Source organism: Mycobacterium sp. NGS26, assembly GCF_059813025.1.
The window spans coordinates 196572-218249 of sequence record NZ_JCALDU010000005.1; the positions used below are offsets into that span (position 1 = coordinate 196572).

The 21678-nt window shown below is 67.4% G+C and carries 17 protein-coding genes and 2 pseudogenes; 9 read left to right on the forward strand and 10 right to left on the reverse strand.

Annotated features, from left to right (window positions below; genetic code table 11):
• Positions 1-25: 25 nt before the first annotated feature.
• The 3 genes and pseudogenes from AC5Y6X_RS18020 to AC5Y6X_RS18030 all read right to left on the reverse strand — a co-directional run.
• Positions 26-739 carry a 2OG-Fe(II) oxygenase gene (locus AC5Y6X_RS18020; RefSeq protein WP_499988058.1) on the reverse strand — a complete coding sequence of 238 codons (714 nt, stop codon included), beginning with the start codon at positions 737-739 and terminating at the stop codon, positions 26-28.
• A complete protein-coding gene (locus AC5Y6X_RS18025; RefSeq protein WP_499988062.1) occupies positions 739-1251 on the reverse strand; it encodes a methylated-DNA--[protein]-cysteine S-methyltransferase in 513 nt (170 codons plus the stop codon). The genes AC5Y6X_RS18020 and AC5Y6X_RS18025 overlap by 1 nt, the downstream gene beginning before the upstream one ends.
• A 70-nt stretch (positions 1252-1321) precedes the next feature.
• Positions 1322-1501, reverse strand: a pseudogene (locus AC5Y6X_RS18030) (esterase); the annotation flags it as partial.
• Positions 1502-1645: 144 nt separating this feature from the next.
• Between AC5Y6X_RS18030 and AC5Y6X_RS18035 the strand changes: the two are divergent.
• From AC5Y6X_RS18035 to AC5Y6X_RS18060, 6 genes are all read left to right on the forward strand, one after another.
• Positions 1646-2158 (forward strand): RNA polymerase sigma factor, encoded by a 513-nt coding sequence (locus AC5Y6X_RS18035; RefSeq protein ID WP_499988063.1) that lies wholly within the window; start codon positions 1646-1648, stop codon positions 2156-2158.
• Positions 2145-2744 (forward strand): methylated-DNA--[protein]-cysteine S-methyltransferase, encoded by a 600-nt coding sequence (locus tag AC5Y6X_RS18040; RefSeq protein ID WP_499988066.1) that lies wholly within the window; start codon positions 2145-2147, stop codon positions 2742-2744. Before AC5Y6X_RS18035 ends, AC5Y6X_RS18040 begins: the two co-directional genes overlap by 14 nt.
• 2 nt (positions 2745-2746) lie before the next feature.
• Positions 2747-3703 (forward strand): alpha/beta hydrolase, encoded by a 957-nt coding sequence (locus tag AC5Y6X_RS18045; protein ID WP_499988068.1) that lies wholly within the window; start codon positions 2747-2749, stop codon positions 3701-3703.
• A gap of 34 nt (positions 3704-3737) precedes the next feature.
• On the forward strand, positions 3738-4346 hold the full coding sequence (locus AC5Y6X_RS18050) for a TetR/AcrR family transcriptional regulator (protein WP_499988070.1): 609 nt from the start codon (positions 3738-3740) through the stop codon (positions 4344-4346).
• 286 nt (positions 4347-4632) lie between these two features.
• A complete protein-coding gene (locus AC5Y6X_RS18055; RefSeq protein ID WP_420715881.1) occupies positions 4633-5049 on the forward strand; it encodes an MmpS family transport accessory protein in 417 nt (138 codons plus the stop codon).
• Positions 5046-7958: an MMPL/RND family transporter gene (locus tag AC5Y6X_RS18060; RefSeq protein WP_499988071.1), complete on the forward strand. Its 2913-nt coding sequence runs from the start codon at positions 5046-5048 to the stop codon at positions 7956-7958. Before AC5Y6X_RS18055 ends, AC5Y6X_RS18060 begins: the two co-directional genes overlap by 4 nt.
• Positions 7959-8031: 73 nt before the next feature.
• Here the strand turns inward: AC5Y6X_RS18060 and AC5Y6X_RS18065 are convergent, their stop codons facing one another.
• On the reverse strand, positions 8032-8814 hold the full coding sequence (locus tag AC5Y6X_RS18065; protein ID WP_499988073.1) for an SDR family oxidoreductase: 783 nt from the start codon (positions 8812-8814) through the stop codon (positions 8032-8034).
• 89 nt (positions 8815-8903) lie between these two features.
• On the opposite strand from AC5Y6X_RS18065, the pseudogene AC5Y6X_RS18070 reads away from it, so the two are divergent.
• Together AC5Y6X_RS18070 and AC5Y6X_RS18075 are read left to right on the forward strand one after the other, a co-directional pair.
• Positions 8904-9329 (forward strand): annotated as a pseudogene (locus AC5Y6X_RS18070) (multicopper oxidase domain-containing protein); the annotation flags it as partial.
• A 278-nt stretch (positions 9330-9607) separates the two neighbouring features.
• Positions 9608-9805 (forward strand): multicopper oxidase domain-containing protein, encoded by a 198-nt coding sequence (locus AC5Y6X_RS18075; RefSeq protein WP_499988418.1) that lies wholly within the window; start codon positions 9608-9610, stop codon positions 9803-9805.
• 148 nt (positions 9806-9953) lie between these two features.
• Here the strand turns inward: AC5Y6X_RS18075 and AC5Y6X_RS18080 are convergent, their stop codons facing one another.
• The 6 genes from AC5Y6X_RS18080 to AC5Y6X_RS18105 form a co-directional block, all read right to left on the reverse strand.
• Positions 9954-11381 (reverse strand): WS/DGAT/MGAT family O-acyltransferase, encoded by a 1428-nt coding sequence (locus AC5Y6X_RS18080; protein ID WP_499988075.1) that lies wholly within the window; start codon positions 11379-11381, stop codon positions 9954-9956.
• Positions 11369-12280 (reverse strand): 3-oxoacyl-ACP synthase, encoded by a 912-nt coding sequence (locus AC5Y6X_RS18085; RefSeq protein WP_324677081.1) that lies wholly within the window; start codon positions 12278-12280, stop codon positions 11369-11371. The genes AC5Y6X_RS18080 and AC5Y6X_RS18085 overlap by 13 nt, the downstream gene beginning before the upstream one ends.
• Positions 12264-13367: a 3-oxoacyl-ACP synthase III family protein gene (locus tag AC5Y6X_RS18090; protein WP_499988077.1), complete on the reverse strand. Its 1104-nt coding sequence runs from the start codon at positions 13365-13367 to the stop codon at positions 12264-12266. Before AC5Y6X_RS18090 ends, AC5Y6X_RS18085 begins: the two co-directional genes overlap by 17 nt.
• 25 nt (positions 13368-13392) lie before the next feature.
• On the reverse strand, positions 13393-14382 hold the full coding sequence (locus AC5Y6X_RS18095; protein ID WP_499988078.1) for an Acg family FMN-binding oxidoreductase: 990 nt from the start codon (positions 14380-14382) through the stop codon (positions 13393-13395).
• Positions 14383-14488: 106 nt separating this feature from the next.
• Entirely contained in the window at positions 14489-16801 is a 2313-nt protein-coding gene (ppsA, locus tag AC5Y6X_RS18100) for a phosphoenolpyruvate synthase (RefSeq protein ID WP_499988079.1), read from the reverse strand.
• A gap of 74 nt (positions 16802-16875) precedes the next feature.
• The gene (locus AC5Y6X_RS18105; RefSeq protein WP_499988081.1) at positions 16876-17760 is read right to left on the reverse strand and encodes a universal stress protein; all 885 of its coding nucleotides are present in this window, start codon (positions 17758-17760) and stop codon (positions 16876-16878) included.
• A 186-nt stretch (positions 17761-17946) separates the two neighbouring features.
• On the opposite strand from AC5Y6X_RS18105, the gene otsB reads away from it, so the two are divergent.
• The gene (gene otsB, locus AC5Y6X_RS18110) at positions 17947-21585 is read left to right on the forward strand and encodes a trehalose-phosphatase (protein WP_499988420.1); all 3639 of its coding nucleotides are present in this window, start codon (positions 17947-17949) and stop codon (positions 21583-21585) included.
• Positions 21586-21678 lie beyond the last annotated feature (93 nt).

A 21678-nucleotide genomic window follows, 5' to 3' on the forward strand; every position in this document is an offset into this window, starting at 1 on the left:
TCATGCTGCCCCAGCCGGGCGGCATTCACGCGGCGTCGTGAAAGATCAGGCCCAGGGTGTAGCGCTCGCCGGAGCGGACGGCGGAAACTCCGTGGCGCACCGCGGCGGCCGACCATCCCCGCGTCGAGCGAACCGGGCGTTCCCTGGTCGTGAAGACGTAACCGTGTCCTCGCGGCAGCGTCGTGGCCGTGCCGCGGGACTGCGCCCGGGGTCGCTGCTCGACGAGCAGGAATTCGCCACCGGTGTGCGCCACGCCGGGCTCGTCGAGGTTGATGACGACCTGCAGCGGAAAGACCAAGTCTCCGTAGAGGTCTCGATGCAGCGCATTCCAGTCCCCGGGCCCGTACTTCAGCATCAGGGCGGTGGGTTTGGTTTGTCCGGCGCGGTGGCACATTTCCAGCCACTCGTCGAGAGTGTCGGGCCACGGCGGTTCGCGGCGCAGCTTGGTCCACCAGTCGCGGGCGATCGGCAAAAGCCGGGGGTAGAGGGCCTGTTTCAGTGCGTCGATCGGGTGTGGGTAGGGCCGCTTGAAGTAGCGGTATTCGCCCTGCCCGTAGCGGTGGCGAGCCATGTCGACAGTGGCGCGAAACAGGTTGCCGTTCGGATAGAGGTCGCGGACCGCGCGGCACTCGGCGGTAGTCAGCAGCCGCGGGAGCAGGGCACCGCCGAGATCGTTCATGCCCGCGGCGACGGCGTCCCAGTCGGCGGCATCGACGCGCCGGCGCCACGTCGACGGCATCAAAACAACCTGCCGGCCGCCGCGGGCGCCGGCTCCTCGAGGCCCAGCAGGAATCGTTTGCGCTTCAGGCCGCCAGCGTAACCGGTTAGCGCGCCGTTCTTTCCGACCACGCGGTGGCACGGGACGATGATGCTGAGTGGATTGCGCCCCACGGCCTGGCCGACATCGTATGCGGTGGTGCCGTCGGCCAGTTTGGCGGCCAGCTCGCCGTAGGTGATGGTCTGGCCGTAGGCGATGCCGGCCAGCAGATCCCGGATTCGCCGCTGGCCCGGGTCGACGCTGGGAGCAAGGGGGAGGTCGAACCGCGTCCGCTCCCCGGCGAGGTATTCGTCGAGTTGTTTACTGGCGCGCTCGAACAGCTCGTCGGCGGTGGCCTCGACGTACCGGCCCAGGGCGTCCGCCGCGGGCGGGTGCCAGTGATTGCGGAAATACACGCCGGTCAGGCCGTCGTCGTCGGCGACGAGCATCAGCTCGCCCAGGCGAGTGTCGATCATCGTGTGTCGCGTTGTCATCGTTGAACCTCCTGATGAGTAAACGACGACCGGTCCGGCGGCGTGAGATGAGCGGCCGAGTATCGCCGCGGGCGTGGAAGTTCCAGTCGGGCGCGACCACCGCCACGCCGTGGCCGGCGAGCAAACCGGCAAGCGGGCGCACGACTGCGCGCGCATCGGGCTGCATGCCGTGCCACCGCAAGACCGTGGGTTGCGTCGCATCGCCGAAGACATCAGCCAACCGTCCCGGGGCGTACTCGACCGTCCTCACGGACACGAGTGTGCCCGGGCATAGCGGAATCCAATCAGCGATCGCTTCTCACATTCCTTGGAGCGCCGACGTCTTCATGGCGGAAGTTGTTTAATCCGTATGGAGGACCCCGAATGCATACCCGAGCCTGCCGATGACTTCAGCGTGAGCGCCGATCGGCACGTCAAGCCGCCGTTCGAGGCCGTCGTGGCGCGGCACGGCGCCACGGTACTGCGCGTCGTTCGCGCGGTGGTCGGCCACAGCGACGCCGACGACGCCTGGTCGGACACCTTCCTGGCCGCCTTGAAGGCCTATCCGCGACTGCCGTCCGACGCCAACATCGAGGCGTGGCTGGTGACGATCGCTCATCGCAAAGCCATCGACATCACCCGCACCGCGTCGCGCCGGGCGATCCCGGTTGCCGATCCACCCGACTCCCCCGCACCCGAGCACGCCGATGCCCACGATCTCGACCTCGACGCCGCGGTGGGTGCGCTACCACCCAAACAGCGCCAGGCCGTCGCCTACCATTACCTGGCCGGTCTCCCGTATGCGGAGATCGCGCGAATCCTCGACAGCAGCGTGGCCGCCGCGCGGCGCGCCGCCGCCGACGGGATCGCCACACTGCGACGCACCTATCCGATGACACCCCAAGGAAACAGCGATGACCGCATCTGACCTCACCCGGCACTTCCCCGTCGACCGGGACCATCTCGAGCGGCTGCACGCCCGCTTGGAGCGGGATGCACAAGCCGGCGGTCTGCTCGACATCGCCTACCGCACTGTGGATTCCGCCGTCGGCCCACTGCTTTTGGCCGCCACCCCACTCGGGTTGCTGCGGGTCGCCTTCGCCAGTGAGGGCCACGACAGCGTGCTGCAGAACCTCTCCGCGCGCATCAGCCCGCGGGTACTCGAGGCACCGGCGCGGCTGGATCCGGTCGCGCGGCAACTCGAGGAATTCTTCACCCGCCGCCGGCAGCGCTTCGACGTTGCGCTGGATTGGTCGCTGTCACAAGGGTTTCGGCGCACCGTGCTGGAACGCCTCAACACCGATGTCGGCTACGGCACCACCACCAGCTACGCCGCCCTGGCCCGCCTGTCCGGCTCCCCGAGGGCGGTGCGCGCCGTCGGCACCGCGTGCGCGACCAACCCGATCCCCATCGTGGTGCCGTGCCACCGGGTGATCCGATCCGACGGAGCCGTCGGCGCTTACCGCGGCGGGCCGGCCGCCAAGCGCGTACTGCTCGACCTCGAGCGGCCCTGACCATGGCAAGCAGATTGTCCGGCAACGCCTTCACCTCGCGGCAGGCGTTGGACCCCGGCCTGCGCAACGTGGCCCGCTTCCTGCCCCGCGGATACGCCCTGCACCGCGGTTACAAAGTCCAGCGGGCACTCATGCAGCTGATGGGAAACGCCGGCCGAATCCGCCACGTACCGGTTGTCGCGGTGAACGAGCACGTCAAGGTTCGCCTGCACCGTCCGACCGGTCTTCCCGACCGGGCGCCCGCGCTGCTGTGGATTCACGGCGGGGGCACCATCATGGGCACCGCGGTGCAGGACGACAAGTACTGCCGAAAGCTGTCCCGCCTCACCGGTGTCGCGGTGGCGGCGGTGGAACACCGACTGGCTCCCGAGCACCCGTATCCCGCGCCGCTCGACGATTGTTACGCGGCGCTGCTGTGGCTGGCGCGCCAGCCATGGGTGGACCCCGATCGCGTCGCCGTCGGCGGGGCCAGTGCCGGTGGACATTTCGCGGCGGCGGTCGCGCAGCGGGCGCGCGATCGCGGCGACGTCAAACTCGCATACCAGATGCTGGTGTACCCGATGCTCGACGATCGCACGGGCGCCAACCCCGACGGCCAGAAGCGCATCATGTGGACCGAGACCGACAACCAGCTGGCCTGGCGGTGGTACCTCGACGGAGCCGATCCGAACGAGGCGGTGCCCGCTCGCCGTGCGGATTTGACCGGCCTGCCCCCGGCCTGGATCGGCGTCGGGACGCTCGACCTGTTCTATCCGGAGTGTGTGGAGTACGCGCGGCGCCTGCGTGCGGCGGGCGTGACCGTCCACGAGGAAATCGTTCCCGGCGCGTTCCACGCGTTCGACCAGATCGCCGACAGGGCCCCGATATCGGTCGACTTCTTCGCCAGCCAACGCGATCACCTGTGGGCCGCGCTCGTCGCACCCACCGGAGGCCGTCCGAACCCGGGCCGCGCCGATTGACTGCAAAGTATGCAGAACGTGCAACTATATGGATATGGCCAATCAGGTGGGTCTGCGCGAGCGCCGTCGCCGCCAGACCAGTGCGGACATCCGCGACGCCGCGGTGCGACTGGCGCTGGAACGCGGCTTCGACAAGGTGACCATCGAGGAGATCTGCACCGAGGCCGGCATCTCGACGCGCACCTTCTTCAACTACTTCCCGAACAAGGAGTCCGCGATCGCCTATGGCCCCTCGGACATACCCCCCGAGCTGGTAGCGGATTTCGTCGCGGCCGGACCCGCCCCCTACTCCGTGGTGCTGGCGGAGCTGATCACCCTGGCGGCCCACCATCTGCGCGATGTGCCCCCGCCGCGCGAACAGGCGGCCCACATGCTGGAACTGGCCAAGACCTCCCCGGCGGTGCTGGCGGCGTTCCTCGCGGACCTGGAGCGCTTCCAGCATCAGTTGACCGACATCATCGTCCGCCGCCAAGGGATGCGTCCCGACGACGAGATGGCCGCGTTGATCTCCGCGCTGGCCCTGACGGCGGTGCGTTCGGGTATCGAAAAGTGGGCCAGCGGGAAACCGAAGGACCCCGACGACACGCCCATGCCGTACGTGGAGCGCGCGGCCGCCCTGGTCAACAGCATCTTCACGAAGTGATCTGAAACACCGCGGCCGAATATTGCATACTGTGCAACAAATGCACATCATGTACTATGGCCTGGTTGCGGTGCTCGGGGAGGCGTCCGCGATGCGGGGCGCGGGTCGGTACCGGGTGCGACGGCCGGTGTGCACAAGCAGTGGCGCTTGACGACCGGGTGCGCCACGCGCGGCAATCGCCGAATTTCGTTGCTGGGCCGTGTAAGTCGGACGCCCATGCTGGGACCGATCACATCACCGTTGCGCGGTAAGGGAGGGAATCACCGCAGTGCAGACGTCGAAGGTTCTGCGAAACGCGTGGTTGCCGCTGCTGATCGTGGCGGTCCTGGTGGTCGGCGGCTTTGCCGTGGTCCGGGTCAAGTCATTCTTCGGGGCGCACGACACCGGCGTGCTGACGAGCCCGCGGCTGGATGATTCCAAGCCGTTCAAGCCCAAGGTCGTCAAGTACGAGGTCTTCGGTTCGGCCAGCCACGCCAACGTGAACTACCTGGATCTCAACGCCGACCCGAAACGGCTCGACGGGACGCCGCTGCCGTGGACGCTGGTCCTCAGCACCACCGCGCCCTCGGTCTTCCCGAACCTCTCGGCGCAAAGCGACGGTGACTACCTCGGTTGCCGCATCACCATCGACGACGAAGTCAAGGACGAGAAAATTACCAACGGCGTGCACGCCCTGACCTTCTGCCTGGTGAAATCCGCATGAGCACAACGTTCGACGATGCCGGCACCGACGAACTACCCGTCGCCAAAAAACCAGTGCGGCCGGCGATCCCGCGCTTCATCCGAGCGTTCGCGGTGCCGATCATCCTGGGCTGGCTCGCGATCATCGCGGTGCTCAACGTCGTCGTCCCCCAGCTGGACGAGGTCGGGAAGATGCGGTCGGTGTCGATGGCCCCCGACGATGCCCAGTCGGTGGTCGCGACGAAGCGCATGGGCGCGGTGTTCAACGAGTACAAGTCCAACAGCTCGGTGATGATCGTGCTGGAGGGCCAGAACCCCCTGGGCGCCGACGCCCACGCCTACTACGACCAGATCGTCAGCAAGCTCAACGCGGACACCAAACACGTTGAGCACGTTCAGGATATGTGGAGTGATCCGCTGACCGGGGCGGGCGCGCAGAGCAACGACGGCAAGGCGTCCTACGTCCAGGTCTACCTCGCGGGCAACCAGGGTGAGGCACTGGCCAACGAGTCGGTCGAGGCCGTGCAGAACGTCGTCAAGAGCGTGCCGGCGCCGAAAGGGGTGAAGGCCTATGTCACCGGGCCGGCGGCGCTGTCGGCGGATCAGCACGAGGCCGGCGACCGCAGCCTGCAGCTCATCACCGCGGCCACCTTCACGGTCATCATCGGGATGCTGCTGCTGGTCTACCGCTCGGTCATCACGGTGTTGCTGACGCTCCTGATGGTGGTTCTCGAGCTGTCGGCCGCCCGCGGAATGGTCGCGTTCCTGGGTTACTTCAAGATCATCGGGCTGTCGACGTTCGCCACCAACCTGTTGGTCACGTTGGCGATCGCGGCAGCCACCGACTACGCGATCTTCTTGATCGGCCGTTATCAGGAGGCCCGCTCCATCGGCGAATCCCGGAAAGACGCGTACTACACCATGTACAAGGGCACCGCGCACGTGGTGGCCGGCTCGGGCCTGACGATCGCCGGCGCGACGTTCTGCCTGCACTTCACCAACCTGCCGTATTTCCAGACGCTGGGCGTTCCGTTGGCCATCGGCATGGTGGTCGTGGTGGGAGCGGCGTTGACGCTGGGCCCCGCCGTCGTCTCGGTGGCCTCGCGTTTCCGTCAGACACTGGAACCCAAACGCACGCAACGGATTCGGGGGTGGCGCAAGGTCGGCGCCGTCGTGGTGCGCTGGCCCGGGCCGGTGCTGGTCATGACGATCGGCGTGGCACTCGTCGGCCTGCTCACCCTGCCCGGCTACCGCACCAACTACAACGACCGCAACTATCTGCCCGACGATCTGCCCGCCAACGAGGGATACGCCGCCGCGGACCGGCACTTCTCGCAGGCGCGCATGAATCCCGAGGTGCTGATGATCGAAAGCGACCACGATCTGCGGAACTCGGCGGACTTCCTGGTCATCGACAAGATCGCGAAGACGGTCTTCCGCGTGCCGGGGATCGGCCGCGTGCAGGCCATCACCCGGCCGCAGGGCACGCCGATCGAGCACACCTCGATCCCGTTCCAGATCAGCATGCAGGGCGTCACCCAGCAGATGAACCAGAAGTACCAAGAGGACCAGATGGCCGACATGCTCCGCCAGGCCGACATGATGCAGACGACCATCGACAGCATGGTCAAGATGCAGAGCATCACCGTGCAGATGTCCAACGACATGCATGTGATGGTGCAGAAGATGCACGACATGACCATCGACATCAACGACTTGCGGAACAAGATGGCCGATTTCGAGGACTTCTTCCGGCCCATCCGCAGCTACTTCTACTGGGAGAAGCACTGCTACGACATCCCGGTGTGCTGGTCGCTGCGCTCGGTCTTCGACGCGCTCGACGGTATCGACACGATGACCGACGACATCCAGAGCCTGTTGCCCGTCATGGATCACCTCGACACGCTGATGCCACAGATGGTGGCGCTGATGCCGTCGATGATCGACAACATGAAGGCCATGAAAACGACGATGCTGACCATGTATTCGACCCAGAAGGGTCTGCAGGATCAGCAGAACGAGGCGCAGAAGAACTCCAGCGCGATGGGTAAGGCGTTCGACGCGTCCAAGAACGACGATTCGTTCTACCTGCCCCCGGAGACCTTCAACAATGCCGAGTTCAAGCGGGGCATGAAGAATTTCATCTCTCCCGACGGGCATGCGGTGCGCTTCATCATCAGCCATGACGGCGATCCGATGTCGCAGGAAGGCATTTCGCACATCGGCGCGATCAAGAAGGCCGCGTACGAGGCGCTCAAGGGCACGCCGCTGGAGGGCTCGAAGATCTACCTCGCGGGCACCGCGTCCATCTACAAGGACCTCAGTGACGGCAACAACTACGACCTGTTGATCGCCGGAATCGCCTCACTGTGCCTGATTTTCATCATCATGCTGATCATCACCCGGGGTGTGGTGGCGTCGGCGGTCATCGTGGGCACCGTCCTGCTCTCGCTGGGCGCGTCGTTCGGGCTCTCCGTGCTGATCTGGCAGCACCTGATCGGCATCGAGTTGCACTGGATGGTGCTCGCGATGTCGGTCATCATCCTGCTGGCCGTCGGCGCCGACTACAACCTGTTGTTGGTGGCGCGGTTCAAGGAGGAGATCCACGCCGGGCTGAACACCGGCATCATCCGGTCGATGGGCGGCACCGGCTCGGTGGTCACCTCGGCGGGACTGGTGTTCGCCTTCACGATGATGACCATGGCGGTCAGCCAGCTGACGGTCATCGGTCAGGTCGGCACCACCATCGGCCTCGGCCTGCTCTTCGACACGCTGATCGTGCGGTCGCTGATGACGCCGTCCATCGCGGCGCTGCTGGGCAAGTGGTTCTGGTGGCCACAGCGGGTGCGGCAACGCCCGGTCCCATCGCCCTGGCCGAAACCCGAGCAGCAACAGGTCAACGCACCCGAAACGGCCGGCGCCCGACAATGATTCGCGCGAGACTGTAACTGCCGACGCGTTTCTCGAGTAGCACCGTCGAGAGTTACAGTCTCGCGGAAGATGCCTACGTGACCCACTCGGGTTGTTCGGCGACGTCGACGGCGGAGAAGTCCTTGTGGCCCAGGCCGGCCGTGGTGCCGCCGTCGACGACGAACTCGGCGCCGGTCGAATAGCTGGATTCGTCACTGGCCAGGTAGACCACGAGGTTGGAGACCTCCTTGGGGTCCGCGGCGCGGCCCAACGCGGTCTGGAAGATGTCGTCGGGAACCCATTGCGTCATCGGCGTCTTGATCAGCCCCGGGTGAATCGAGTTGACCCTGATGCCGTTGAGCCCCAACTCCATTGCCGCCGACTTCGTCAGCCCACGGACGCCGAACTTGCTCGCCGTGTAGCCGTGGCAGGCCATGGTGCCCGCCATTCCCTCGATCGACGAGATGTTGATGATCGACCCCCGACCCGCCTCCTTCATGGGCTTGACCACCGCGCGGATGCCGAGAAACACCCCGGTCAGATTCACGTCGAGGATCTTTTGCCACTCGGAGATCTCGTAGTCCTCGAAGGTGCCGACATTGAGGATGCCCGCGTTGTTCACCAGCACATCGATGCCGCCGAACTCGCCGATGGCGGTGCCCACCGCCGCCTCCCACTGCTCGGGCTGGGTGACGTCGAGATGTACATAGCGGACGGCCTCGCCGAGTTCCGCCGCGACGGCCTTGCCCTCGTCGTCCAGGATGTCGCCGAACACCACCTTGGCCCCCTCGGCCACCATCGCGCGCACATGCGAGGCGCCCATCCCCCGCGCACCGCCACTGACGAGTGCGACCTTTCCCGCCAACCGTTCTGCCACTTCGATTCTCCTGTCATGTCGGTACGCGTACTGGCACCATACATATGCGGATCGATGGATGACCAGGTCCGGATGGTTGGGTGGCACGCATGGACCGGCGCGAATTCCTGAAGCGCGGCGCGGCCGCGGCGGTGCTTGCCGCCGGCGGTTCGGCCGCCGCCGCGGCGGGATGCGGCCGCCAAGGCCCGCCCGCCAAGGTCGACTACACGCTTCGCATCGGACACGGCCTGGTGGAGCTGGCGCCCGACCGGGTGGTGTCGACCACGCTCTACAACGGCGAGTTCCCCGGGCCGCTGCTGCGGTTCACGGAAGGCAAACCCGTCGTGGTCGATGTCCACAACGACACCGACACCCCCGAACAACTGCACTGGCACGGCCAGACGCTGGCCGTCGACGTCGACGGCTCCGCCGAGGAAGGCACCCCCTACATCCCCGCGCACGGGATGCGCCGGCTGTCGTTCACCCCGGGACCGTCGGGGTTGCGCTTCTACCACACCCACCTCGTCGCTGGAGCCGACCTGAGCCTGGGCCAGTACAACGGCTTGGCCGGCCCGGTCTTCATCGAGCCCAGACAAAATCCCGGCTCCTACGACCAAGAAATATTCCTCACCCTCAAGGAGTTCGAGCCCGCCCTCAGCAGGGGCGGCGACATCGCCACCAATTTCCTGGCCGGCCAACCGATCCCGGAGCTGTACGACAAGGGCGAGGCGGCGATGGCCGCCTCGCTCACCTCCGGAAAACCGCACGGGTTCGAGGGCTACGCAACAGCAGCGACGATGTCCACCCCATTCACCTGCACCGGCACACCTTCGAGGTCACCCACATCGCCGGGACGCCGAGCGCCGGGCTGCGCAAGGACGTCGCACTGGTCGGGGGCTATCAGGCGATCGACATCGACTTCACCGCCGACCAGCCCGGCCTGTCGCTGCTGCACTGCCACCAACAGCTGCACATGGACTTCGGGTTCATGGCCCTGCTGAAAGCCGGTTAGCGGCAGTCAGGCCCCGGGCCGTCCGTTGTCGCCCTGCGCGGCTACGCGGTGGGCCCCGAATGACGGATGACGGCGCATCGCCTCGCTGCGCTCGCGTGCCCACCTTTGAGCTGCGATCCAAACCGGGTGTGACTGAAGGACAATCACGTTAGCCCTCCTGGCGGGCGCCATCATCGGCCACTCCTCTCACGGCGATAGCTGACGTAGCTTGCTTGCGTCTGCGCTTACGGCTGGCCGCGACCAACTGCGCCACCCCGTGCTCGATCCCGGCGGCGAGGGCGTCGATGTCGGGCGCGGTGTCGAAGTCGCCGGTGATGCCGAAGATGAACTTGTCGGCGTAGCTCAGCATCGCGATGCCGGTGCGCAGCTGAAGGGCGATGGGGGGAATCGGCAGGATCTCCAGCACCCGACGGCCCAGCAGCGTCTGCTGTTTTCGCGGCCCCGGAACGTTGGTGGCCAAGGCGACCACCGCCCGTTGGGGCAACCGCGCAAGCAATCGAATCGCCCACGCGGAGAACGCGAATGGGACGCTCCCGGCCGCCGACACCAGCGCCGACCCCCCTTCGCGCTGGCCGCTGGCCTTGGCCCGGGCAAGGCGGCTGTGCACCAACCGCAGCTGCTCGACGGGGTCGCCCTCATCGACCGGTAACAACGGCAGCATCGCCGACACCTGGTTGTCGGTCGCGTGGAACTGGTTGGTCGGACGAACCGAAACCGGAACGAGCGTCCGCAGTGAGTTGCGGCTGGGCTGTTCGCCGCGGTCGAGCAGCATCTTGCGGTAGCTGTCGGTGATGGCGGCCAGCGCGACGTCATTGAACGTCACGTCGAACGCGCGAGCCACCTGCTGCAGGTCGGCCAACCGGACCCGGGCCGCACTGAAACGTCGCATCGTCGTGACCGACCCATGCAGCGACGAATCCGGTGCGGCGCTGAACAGGCTGGCCGTCAATTCAGCCGCGCCCACCGCGACGTGTTCGGCCGCCGCCGCCGCGGCGAGCGCGCTGCGCACCCAGTTCAGCGGGTTCAGGCTCGGCCTGGGCAGGTGGAGCCCCTCCGGGGCTGGCTCCCGGGCGGCGCGAAGGTCGGTGGCGAACGTCTCCCCGCCGCCGTCGTCGTCGCCGAACCGCGCCATCATCTGCGTTGTCGCGATGCCGTCGGCGATGCAGTGGTGGATCTTGGTCAGCACGGCCCACCGGTCGTCGCTCAGCCCCTCGATGACATAGCACTCCCACAGCGGGCGCTCGCGGTCGAGGCGCCGCTCCATGATGGCTGCGATCGCCTGGAACAGTTCGGCATCGCCACCGGGTCGCGGCAGCGCCAGCCGGTGCAGGTGCCGCGAGATGTCGAAGTGTGGGTCGTCGACCCATTCGGGCGCCCCCAGGTCCAGCGGATGGGTGCGCAGCACCTGCCTGCATCGCGGGATGGTAGGCACGCGTTCGGCGAAGGCGGAAACGAACTCGTCAAAGCTGGGAGCCGGCCCCTCCATGATCGACACACCGCCGACCGCCAGGCTCACATGCGGATCGGAGTCCTCGACTTCCAGGAACGTGGCATCCAGCGCCGTCAATTGCTCCATGTGGTCCCTGCCCTTCCCGGCGGCCGGTTGTACAAGGCGGCGCCGGCGGTAACGCCCGCGCCGGCGGCCACGATCAGCACCCGCGCACCCTCCGGCAGCCTGTCGGCCTCCCGTTCGTACGCCGCCGCGAGCGCAGCGGTGTGCATGCGCTGATCGTCTGCGACGCAGACCTTTTCGACGGGCACGTCGAGCAGCCTGCTCAGCGCGGCGCGAAACTCGGGGCGGGCGGGGGCGGCGACGATCAGGTCGATGTCGGCCAAGCGCACCGACTGGGCGTCCAGGCACGCGCGCACCGCCTGTGCGGCGGCCGCGGCGAACCGCTCGTCCATGGCGGCCGATTGATTGAAGCGCAGCACGTTGCGCGCGTCGGCGAAGCCCACTGTGGCGGAGAATGTCTCGGCGCCGTCCGGGCCATCGTCCGCGTTCACCCAAGACACGCGGCTCAGGCCGTAATCGTCCTCGGTCCAGCCGCACAGCAGCGCCGCCCCGGCGGGCGAAAACGGAAAGTGCTCGCTCATGCCGTGGCCGGGATCGGCGTCGCTGGCCACGATGAGCGCGCGGTGGATGCTGTGTGTCCGCAGGAATCCGTCGACGATCTGCAGCGCGGTCAGCACCCCGCACGCGCCGTTGGCGATGTCGAACGAGAACGTCCCGTGGGCGCCGGCGTGCGGATCCTCGGGGTTGGCCCCGATGTCGTCCTGGATGAGTGCGGCCAGCGCCGGCTCCCCCAGATTGCGGTCGCGGTAGATCCCCGCGTTGACCACGAGATCCAGCTCGTCGGCGTCCAATTCGGCCCGCCGCAGGCAGTCCTTGGCGGCGGTCACCGCGAGGTGCAGCGCGCTGTGCCGGTCGCGCCACCGCGCATGGGCAAGGTCGACCCGGTCAATGACTGTGCCCATAGCGGCTCACCAAATCCTCGTCCAGGGTCAACAAGACCACGCCGATCTCCAGTCCGGAGGCCAGCGCGAGCAGCGCGACCGTCTCTTTGGGCTCGATGTGTCCGGCCTCGAGTTCCTCGATCAGGGCAACCGTGTGAGTCGTCGACGCCGTGTTGCCGTACCGGTCGACGGTGATCACGGCGTCGTGCCGGGGGCTGTCGCCGAACGACTCCGACATGCGCGCCATTCCCTTGCGGATGGCCCGCGCCGACGTCTGGTGGGTGATCACATGATCGATGTCGTGAATCGAAAGGCCTACGGTGTCAAGCACTTCGCTCAACAGCAGCGGGGTGTTGGCGATCGCGGCCTTCTGGATGGCGCGCGAGTTGGTGAACATCCGCGCGCCCGGGTCATGGCCCTGCGGATAGGCCAGGCAGAGCCGGCTGTAGTCAGCGACCGTGGTGAACCCGGCGAGGGTGATCCCCGCGGACCCCGCGGGCGCCCGCTCGAGCAGCAGCGCCGCGCCGGCGTCACCGAGGGTCAGGCAGGCCAGTTCCTTGCTCATGATGTTGCGGATGTGCCGGGCGGCGTTGTGGCTCAGCTGCGAGATGTACTCCCCACTGACGACCAGGCCCCGCTCGACGACCCCCTGCCTGATCCAGTTGTTCAAAATGGTGACCCCGGTGAGCATCCCGGCGCACGCGTTGGACACGTCGAAGGTCATCGCCTGGGGTGCCCCTATCCCCCGGGCCACGGCGCTGCTCATCGTGGGCTCGACCCACTGGGTGAGGCCGCCGCGGAATTTCGTGATGCTGCAGCTGATCACGACGTCGAGCGACGCGGGGTCCTGTTCCGCGGTGGCCAGACAGTTCCGCGCGGCCGAGGTCGCGAGGCTATACGAATCCTCGTCACCCACCGAGACCCGGCGCTCGTGGATCCCGGTCAACCGCTCCAGATCGATGTGGGTGCGGTGCCGGGTGGTGGCCATCAATTCGTCTGTGGTGAGGTGTGTCTCGGGCAGGTGCCGACCGGCCCCGGCCAACCGGGCGACGAACGGCGCCGGAGCGCCTTCCCCGTCGGCTTCCATCACCAGCCAATGCCGAGCCATCGGCGACACCTCCGTTCGCGGCTGCTCATCGATCACGAAACTCGAGGACCTCGGTCAGCGGACGCCGAGAGGTGTCGCCGGCCCGGGGGTGCATCTCGGGCGATCCGCCGACTCGGATCAGCAGCTGCGGCCGGCCGACGTTCCCGGTCACCCGCCCGACGATGTCGCGGCTGGCCTCGAGCTCGGTCATGTGGGTCAACGTGCAGGTGGCCATGCCGGCCATGGTGCACTCCAGCAGCACCGCCGACAGCGCCTCACCGCAGCGCAGCACGGCCAGGCGCTCGTCGTCGTGCTGGGTGGACAGCACCAGGATCTTGGACTGGTCGTGGTCGACGGTGGCGTGCCGCCCCCCGCCACCCGCCGGCGGAAACGTGCGAGCGATGTCGACGCGGGCCGCGTCCGAGCTCGACACGAGCTCGTCGGCCGGCAGCCGGGTGTCCGATGCGAACGGCGATGTCCACCAACGAAGCTCGTCCTGGTAGTAGGCGTCATAGCGCCGCATCGTCTCGGTGACGCGCGACGCCTCGGCCAGCTCCGGACGCGCGTCGTCCGACACCACATGCAGCATCACCTCATGCGGGGCGACCGCGCGGCGCAGCGCCGACTCCAGGGCCGGCCACCCGGTAGGCGCGCTGAACGGCAGTCGATCGGTGTGGCGGCGAAGGATGGCATCCGCCCGCCGCCGATCCGCCTCGCTGACCGCCTCGGTGGGCTGGAACTGAAGCGTCGCAAGATGATTCGGTTCGCCCGGGTCGGGAAGACGCTTCGTGACGCTGTCCCAGCCGGCGGCGGCCATGGCGACCCGGACGTGGTCGAGGACCGCGCCGCAACTCAGGATCAGCTCCCGGCGCGCATCATCGATCGCGTACACCACCCGGTAGGGATCGGCCCACAACTGCAGCGCCACGCCGTCGGCGACAAAGCGCCACGGCTGGCTGTTGTGCAGCGAAGGAGCATGACACGCCAGGGCCACCGCATCGCGGATCACCTGGGTGTCAGGCGCCTTCGTCGTCACATCAACCACCGCTTCGAGTAGTCCGTGATTTCGACACTAGGAATTCGGCGTGCTTGCTGACAGGGCCGTAGGTCCCCACCGAGAAGCCGTTCGACTCCACTTCGGCTCAGCCGCCCCGGCCATTGCGATCACCGGAGCCCCGCGCGGCTTCCAGCAGCAGGCGGCGCTCGACCGCGGCAACCGTATGCCGGGTGGCGTCGACCGCGTCCGGGTTGACCGACACCGACGTGATGCCCATCCGGACCAGGTGTTCCGCGAAGGCCGGGTTGGTCGACGGCGCCTGGCCGCACAGGGACGAGGTGATGCCGTGTTTGCGCGCTATCGCCACGATGCGGCCGATGGCATCGAGTACGGCTCCGTCGGACTCGTCGAACAGCTCGGCGCAGATGTCGGAATCGCGGTCGACGCCCAGGATCAGCTGGGTCAGGTCGTTGCTACCGATGGAGACGCCGTCGACGCCCAGCCCGACGTACTCGGGAAGCCAGTACATCACCGACGGCACCTCGGCCATCACCCAGCGATGGAACCCGCGCTGGGAGCCGAGCGGGCTCGCGTCGACCAGGGACAGGCAGGCTTCCAGTTCCCACCGCGTCCGCACGAACGGAATCATCAGATGCACGTTGGGATTCCGTTCGCGCACCCGAGCCAGCGCCTCGAGCTCCAGACCGAACAGATGCGGGTCCTGGACGTATCGATAGCAACCCCGGTAGCCGATCATCGGGTTGTGCTCGACCGGCTCGTACTCCTCGCCGCCGATCAGCCCGCGGAATTCGTTGCTGCGGAAGTCGGTGGCGCGGTAGACGACCGGCCGGGACCCGAAGGCCGACGCGATGCGGCCGATGGACGCCACCATCGCGCCGACCAGGTCGGCCTGCTCGCCGCGTGCGATGAGGTCGCGTGGATGCCGCCCCGAAAGCGCTTGGGTGAGCAGGAATTCGGCGCGTAGCAACCCGACACCGTCGACGTCCTGCGCCGCGACCGATTCGGCCGTGTCGGGTATCGCCAGGTTGACATAGATCTTGGTGCCCGTCGTCTCGCGGCTTACCGCCATCGCCACCGGCCGCTCGATCGTCGAGGCGTGAGCCTCGGGGCGCAGGCTGCCGGCGCTGACGCTGCCCCGCTCACCGTCCACGGTGACCGTCTGGCCGTCGCGCAGAATGCGGGTCGCATCGCGGGCCCCCACCACGCACGGAACCCTGAGCTCGCGGGCCACGATGGCCGCGTGGCACGTCATGCCGCCGGTCTCGGTCACCAGCGCCGCCGCGCGCCGGATCGCCGGAAGCCAATCCGGATTGGTCATCGGGGCGACCAGGATTTCGCCGTCGACCAGCCGGTTGCCCTCGTCCGGAGTGCGCAGGACCCGCACCCGCCCGGAGGCCGACCCCGGCGCCGCGGGCAGGCCGCGGACCAGGACGCCCGTCGCATCGGAACCATCGGGTGTGCCGGTGTCCAACGTGGTGATGGGCCTGGCTTGCACCAGCCAGGTCTTGCCGGCGGCGATCGCCCATTCCACGTCTTGCGGGCAACCGTGGTGCGCCTCGACGGCGATCGCCAGTTCGGCGATGCGGCGCAACGACGTGTCGTCGAGGACGCGCGCTTCGGCCTGTGCGGGGCTCAGGTCCACGACGGCGTCGTGGCCGTCGGGACCGCGCACGATCTTGAATGCCTGGTAGCCGACCTTGACGTCGAGCACCTCGAGCGTCTTCTTGTCGACGACGTAGGTGTCGGGCTGGACCTTCCCGGACACCACGACCTCACCCAAGCCTTGGGCGGCCTCGATGACGATGTGGCCCGCTTCCTTCGTGCTGGGATCGGTGGTGAATGCGACCCCCGACTGCTCGGAGGCGATCATCTGCTGCACGACCACGGCCATCGCGGGGTCGGCGCCGAATCCCCTGCTGGCCCGATAGGTGATCACGCGGGGGCTGAACAACGAAGCCCAGCACGTCTTCACCGCATCGATGAGCGCGTCCTCACCCACCACGTTCGTCACCGTCTGATTCATGCCGGCAAACGACGCGTCGCGGCCGTCCTCCCCGGTCGCCGAAGACCGCACGGCCACAACGCAATCCGGCCCGAGCGCACGGTAGGAGTCGAGGAGCTGATCGCGCACGTCCTCGCTCACACCTGCCTCCTTCACCAGCTTCCGCATCCGTTGGCAGAGCTCGGCCAGGCGGGCACTGTTGTCGACCTGGGCCAGGGCCTCGCGATGCAGCGCCGCGAGCTCCGCGTCGACGCCGCCCGCCTGCATGGAAGCCAGGTAGCTGCTGCGCATCAGGACGAACCCCGGGGGTACCGGAAGCCCCGCCGCCACCAGCTCGCCCATGTTGGCACCCTTGCCGCCGGCCTCCTCGGAATCCGCTAGGCGCAACGCCGCGATATCCGAGACGTACTGGCTGGCGAGTGTTTTGGTTGCCATTTCTACTCCTTCTGAAATCAGGATCGACCGTCCCGGGCGACGTACGCTCGGTCACCGAACATTTCGTGAGCGCCTCACGACGCCCGGGCCACGATCACGGGCATGCGCACCGAGTGCACGACGGCGTTGCTGACCGAACCCAGCAGCACGCCGGTCAGGCCGCCGCGGCCGTGGCTGCCCACGACGACCAGCTGGGCCGATTCCGACTGCTCGACCAGCTGACGCGCCGGGCGGTCGCAAACGACGATCCGGTGCACGGTGACATCGGGGTAGCGCTCCTGCCACCCGGCCAGGCGCTCGGCCAGGCTGCGCTCGGCCTCCCCGCGCACCGCCGACCAGTCCGACCCGGGGAGTTCGAAAATCTCGACGTCGCTCCACGCGTGCAGTGCGACGAGGTCGACGCCGCGCCGCGAGGCTTCGTCGAAGGCGACGGCCGTCGCCTGTTCCGAGGCCGGCGAGCCATCGATTCCCACCAGCACGGGCGCATGAAGCGGATACGGCATCAACGGGTCTTCGTCGCGAACGACCGCGACGGGGCAACTCGCGCGGCGGACCACACCGGAGCTGACCGAACCGAGCAGCACCCGGGCGACCGCTCCGCGCCCGGTGCTGCCGACGACGACCATCTCCGCCTCTTCGGACATCTCGGCCAACGTCGGCACGGGCGGTGATTGCCTTAGCTCACGGGAGATCTCGATCCTCCGGGACGTCTTGGTGGCGTCCTCGGCGATCTTGACCGCCTCCTCGAGAACCCGGCGGCCGTCGTCCTCCTGCCACGCCAGGGCCTCGGCCGACATCGGCACCTGCGGCCACATCGTCGTGGCGTTCAGCATGTGAACCAAGGTCAGCGGGACATGACGCAGCGCCGCGTCGCGCGCGGCCCAGCAGACGGCGAAGTTCGACGCGGGCGATCCGTCGACCCCGACGACGATGCCGTATCGCTTCTCGGATCCAGGCATTTCGTTCTCCCTCAGTCACAGCAAACGCTATTGCCCGCACGCCCGCCGGTCAGGAGACTTTCGTCCTCAACCGCATGGACGAGAGGCCTTCATCGGTCGCCAGCCCTTGATCGGGGCCGGCGCTGTGGCATCGTCGCAGAGGTGACCGAATGGCCCGTCACCATCGACAGGCGCTACCACGACGCGGTGATCCTCGACCTGGACTGCGTGGTCATCGAGCCTGAGAAGGGCCAACTTCAGGCACTCGATTCGGCGGTCCCATTCCTGCGCCGGTTGCGCGACGGCGGTATCGCCACAGCGGTCTACTCGTCGACCCGGGATTGCGCTGAGACTCTGCGCGCCGCGGGTTTCGACGGTCTTGCCAGCATCACCGTCGACAACGGCGTGGCCATCGGGGAGCCCTCGGTGCTGACCCGGGCGACAAGCCAGCTTGGGATCAGTCCCGGCCGTTGCGTGCTCATCGCCTGCGAGCCGGCCGCCGTGCGAGCCGGTGGCGACGCGGGTTTCAGCCTGGTCATCGGTCTCGCCGGGAACGGACGCGCCGACGACCTGCTGTCGAGCGGAGCCGACACCGTCATCGCCGGGCTCGCCGAGATCTCGGTGCGCAGCGGTGACGCCGCCATGTCGACCATCGCCGACGCCCTGCAGGTCTACAGCCAGCTCAAGGAACTGGTGGCGGGCCGGCGGCCGGCGGTGTTCCTCGACTTCGACGGCACGCTGTCCGACATCGTCGAGCATCCGGAGTCGGCCACACCGGTCGAGGGCGCCGACGAGGCGCTGCGCGCGCTGGCCGCGCAGTGTCCCGTCGCGGTGATCAGCGGCCGCGATCTGTCCGATATTCGTCAGCGGGTCAAGGTCGACGGACTGTGGTACGCCGGCAGCCACGGCTTCGAACTGGTCGCGCCGGACGGCAGTCACCACGAGAATGCCGCTGCCGACGTCGTCGACACCTTGGAGTGCGCCGCCACCCGATTGGCCGAGACGCTGAGTGACGTCTCGGGAATACTCGTGGAGCACAAGCGCTTTGCGGTCGCCGTCCATTATCGCAACACCGATCCGGCGGACGTCGACCACGTCGTCGCGAGGGTCCGAAACATCGGGCGCGCCCTGGGTTTGCGGGTCACCACCGGTCGGAAGGTCATCGAACTGCGCCCCGACGTCGATTGGGACAAGGGCTCGACGCTCAACTGGCTCCTCGACCAGGTCGGTGGAACCGACCCCGCCGACTCCGGCGCGGTTTTGCCGATTTACCTCGGCGACGACATCTCCGACGAGGACGCCTTCGACGCGATCCAATTCGACGGCGTGGGAATCGTGGTGCGACATCAGGAACACGGCGATCGCCCATCCGCTGCGCAATTCAGCCTCGAAAGCCCGTCGGCGGCGTGTGTGTTCATTCGACAGCTGGCGGACGACCTGCAGAAGGCGGCGACCGCGCCGAGCGACCCCTGGGAACTCGTCTATGAGGGTTACGACCCCAACAGTGAGAGGCTACGCGAGGCGCTGTGCACCGTCGGCAACGGCTACGTCGCCACCCGTGGCTGCGCACCGGAGGCGGTGGCGTCCGAGGCGCATTACCCCGGCACCTATGCCAGTGGCGTGTACAACACGTTGTCGGATCGGGTCGCCGGCCGGACGATCGAGAACGAAAGCCTGGTCAACCTGCCCAACTGGCTGTCGCTGACGTTCCGGATAAACGGCGGGCCGTGGTTTCACGTCGACGACGTCGAATTGTTGTTCTACCGGCAGACATTCGACCTCCGGCACGCGACGCTGACCCGGACACTTCGATTTCGGGACGGCGCCGGCCAAGTCACGGCCCTGACCCAGCAACGGTTCGCGTCGATGCACGAGCCGCACGTGCTTGCCCTGCAGACCACCGTCGTTGCCGAAAACTGGTCCGGCACGGTCGAATTCAGATCCCTGCTCGACGGAGGCGTGCGTAACACCATGGTCGAACGCTATCGTTCCCTGTCGAGCACGCACCTCGCGCCAGCGGCCATCGACGAGGTAACTCCCGACGCGGTGATACTGCGCACCGAAACGTCGCAGTCACGCATCGCGATCGCGGTCGGCGCGCGCAGCACCGTCTGGTGCGACGGCGCCCTGGCCGATGCCCGGTACACCATCGTGCGGGAAGACAACCGGGGCGGGCACGACATCCAGGTCGCGCTGTCCGCCGGGCAGTCCGTCACGTGCGAGAAGGTGGCGATGATCTTCACCGGTCGCGACCCCGCGATATCGGAACCGGCGAGCGCCGCGCAGCGCTACCTCGACGGGGCGGGCCGATACGAGGAACTGCACGCCGAGCACGCCCGGGCGTGGGCTCGGCTGTGGGAGCAGTGCCACGTCGGCCTGGCCGACAACACCGACGCGTTACGGGTTCTGCGGCTGCATTTGGTGCATGTGCTGCAGACCCTTTCGCCGCACACCGCCGAGCTCGACGCCGGGGTTCCCGCCCGCGGGCTACATGGTGAGGCCTACCGCGGGCACGTCTTCTGGGACTCGCTCTTCGTCTCCCCCGTGCTGAGCATCCGGATGCCGAACGTGGCCCGATCGCTGCTGCTCTACCGGTATCGGCGGCTTCCCGAGGCGAGGCGCGCGGCGCGCGCGGCGGGCTACCTCGGGGCGATGTATCCGTGGCAATCGGGCAGCGACGGCTGCGAGGTCAGCCAGGAATTGCACCTCAATCCCGAGTCCGGCCGGTGGAACCCCGATGCCAGCGCGCGCGCACATCACGTCGGTCTTGCGATCGCCTACAACGCGTGGCAGCACTACCAGGTGACCGGCGACCGGCAGTTCCTCGTCGACTACGGGGCCGAGATGCTGGTCGAGATCGCGCGGTTCTGGGTGGGCCTGGCCAGTTTCGACGACAGCCGCGGACGCTACATGATCCGGGGAATCATCGGGCCCGACGAGTTCCATTCGGGCTACCCGGGCAAGGAATACGACGGGATAGACAACAACGCCTACACCAATGTGATGGCGGTCTGGGTGATCCTGCGGGCGATGGACACACTGCGCCTGCTGCCGCTGCGCGACCGGCTCGACCTTGTCGGGAAGGTCGATTTGACCGCGGAGGAACTCCAGCGGTGGGACCGCGTGACGCGGCGAATGTTCGTCCCCTTCCACGACGACGTGATCAGTCAGTTCGAGGGCTATTCCGAGCTGGCGGAACTGGATTGGGATCAGTATCGGCAGCGGTACGGGAACATTCAGCGGCTCGATCGCATCCTGGAAGCCGAAAACGACAGCGTGAACAACTACAAGGCGTCCAAGCAGGCCGACGTGCTGATGCTGTTCTATCTGCTGTCGTCCGAGGAATTGCTGGGATTGTTCGGCCGGCTTGGCTACCGGTTCGCGCCCGAGCAGATCCCGAAGACCATCGATTACTACCTCGCGCGCACCTCGGACGGGTCGACCCTGAGCTCGCTGGTCCACTCCTGGGTCATCGCCCGCGCCCACCGCCACCACGCCATGAAGTACTTCGTGCAGGTGCTCGCCTCCGACATCGTCGACATCCAGGGCGGTACCACTTCGGAGGGAATACACCTGGCCGCCATGGCCGGCAGCGTGGATGTGCTGCAGCGGTGCTTCACCGGGCTCGAAACACGCGACGACCGGCTGATTCTCAACCCGCAATGGCCTAAGTCACTGGGCCCCATCGGATTCGCGTTCGTGTACCGCGGCCAGCGTGTTCACCTTCGGATCAGCGGACGAGCCGGGAGGCTGACCTCCGAGGCCGGGAACACCGGACCGGTCCTGGTCGAGTGCCGCGGTCGCGTGCAGCAGCTGCAGCCCGGGCGCACGATCGAGGTCGCGTGACCGAAGCCCGCCGGTGACCATCGCCCGAAAAAAGAAGGCCGAACGGCCCTGCCGGCGCGCGGCGACGCCCAATAGCGTGTCCCAGTGACCGCA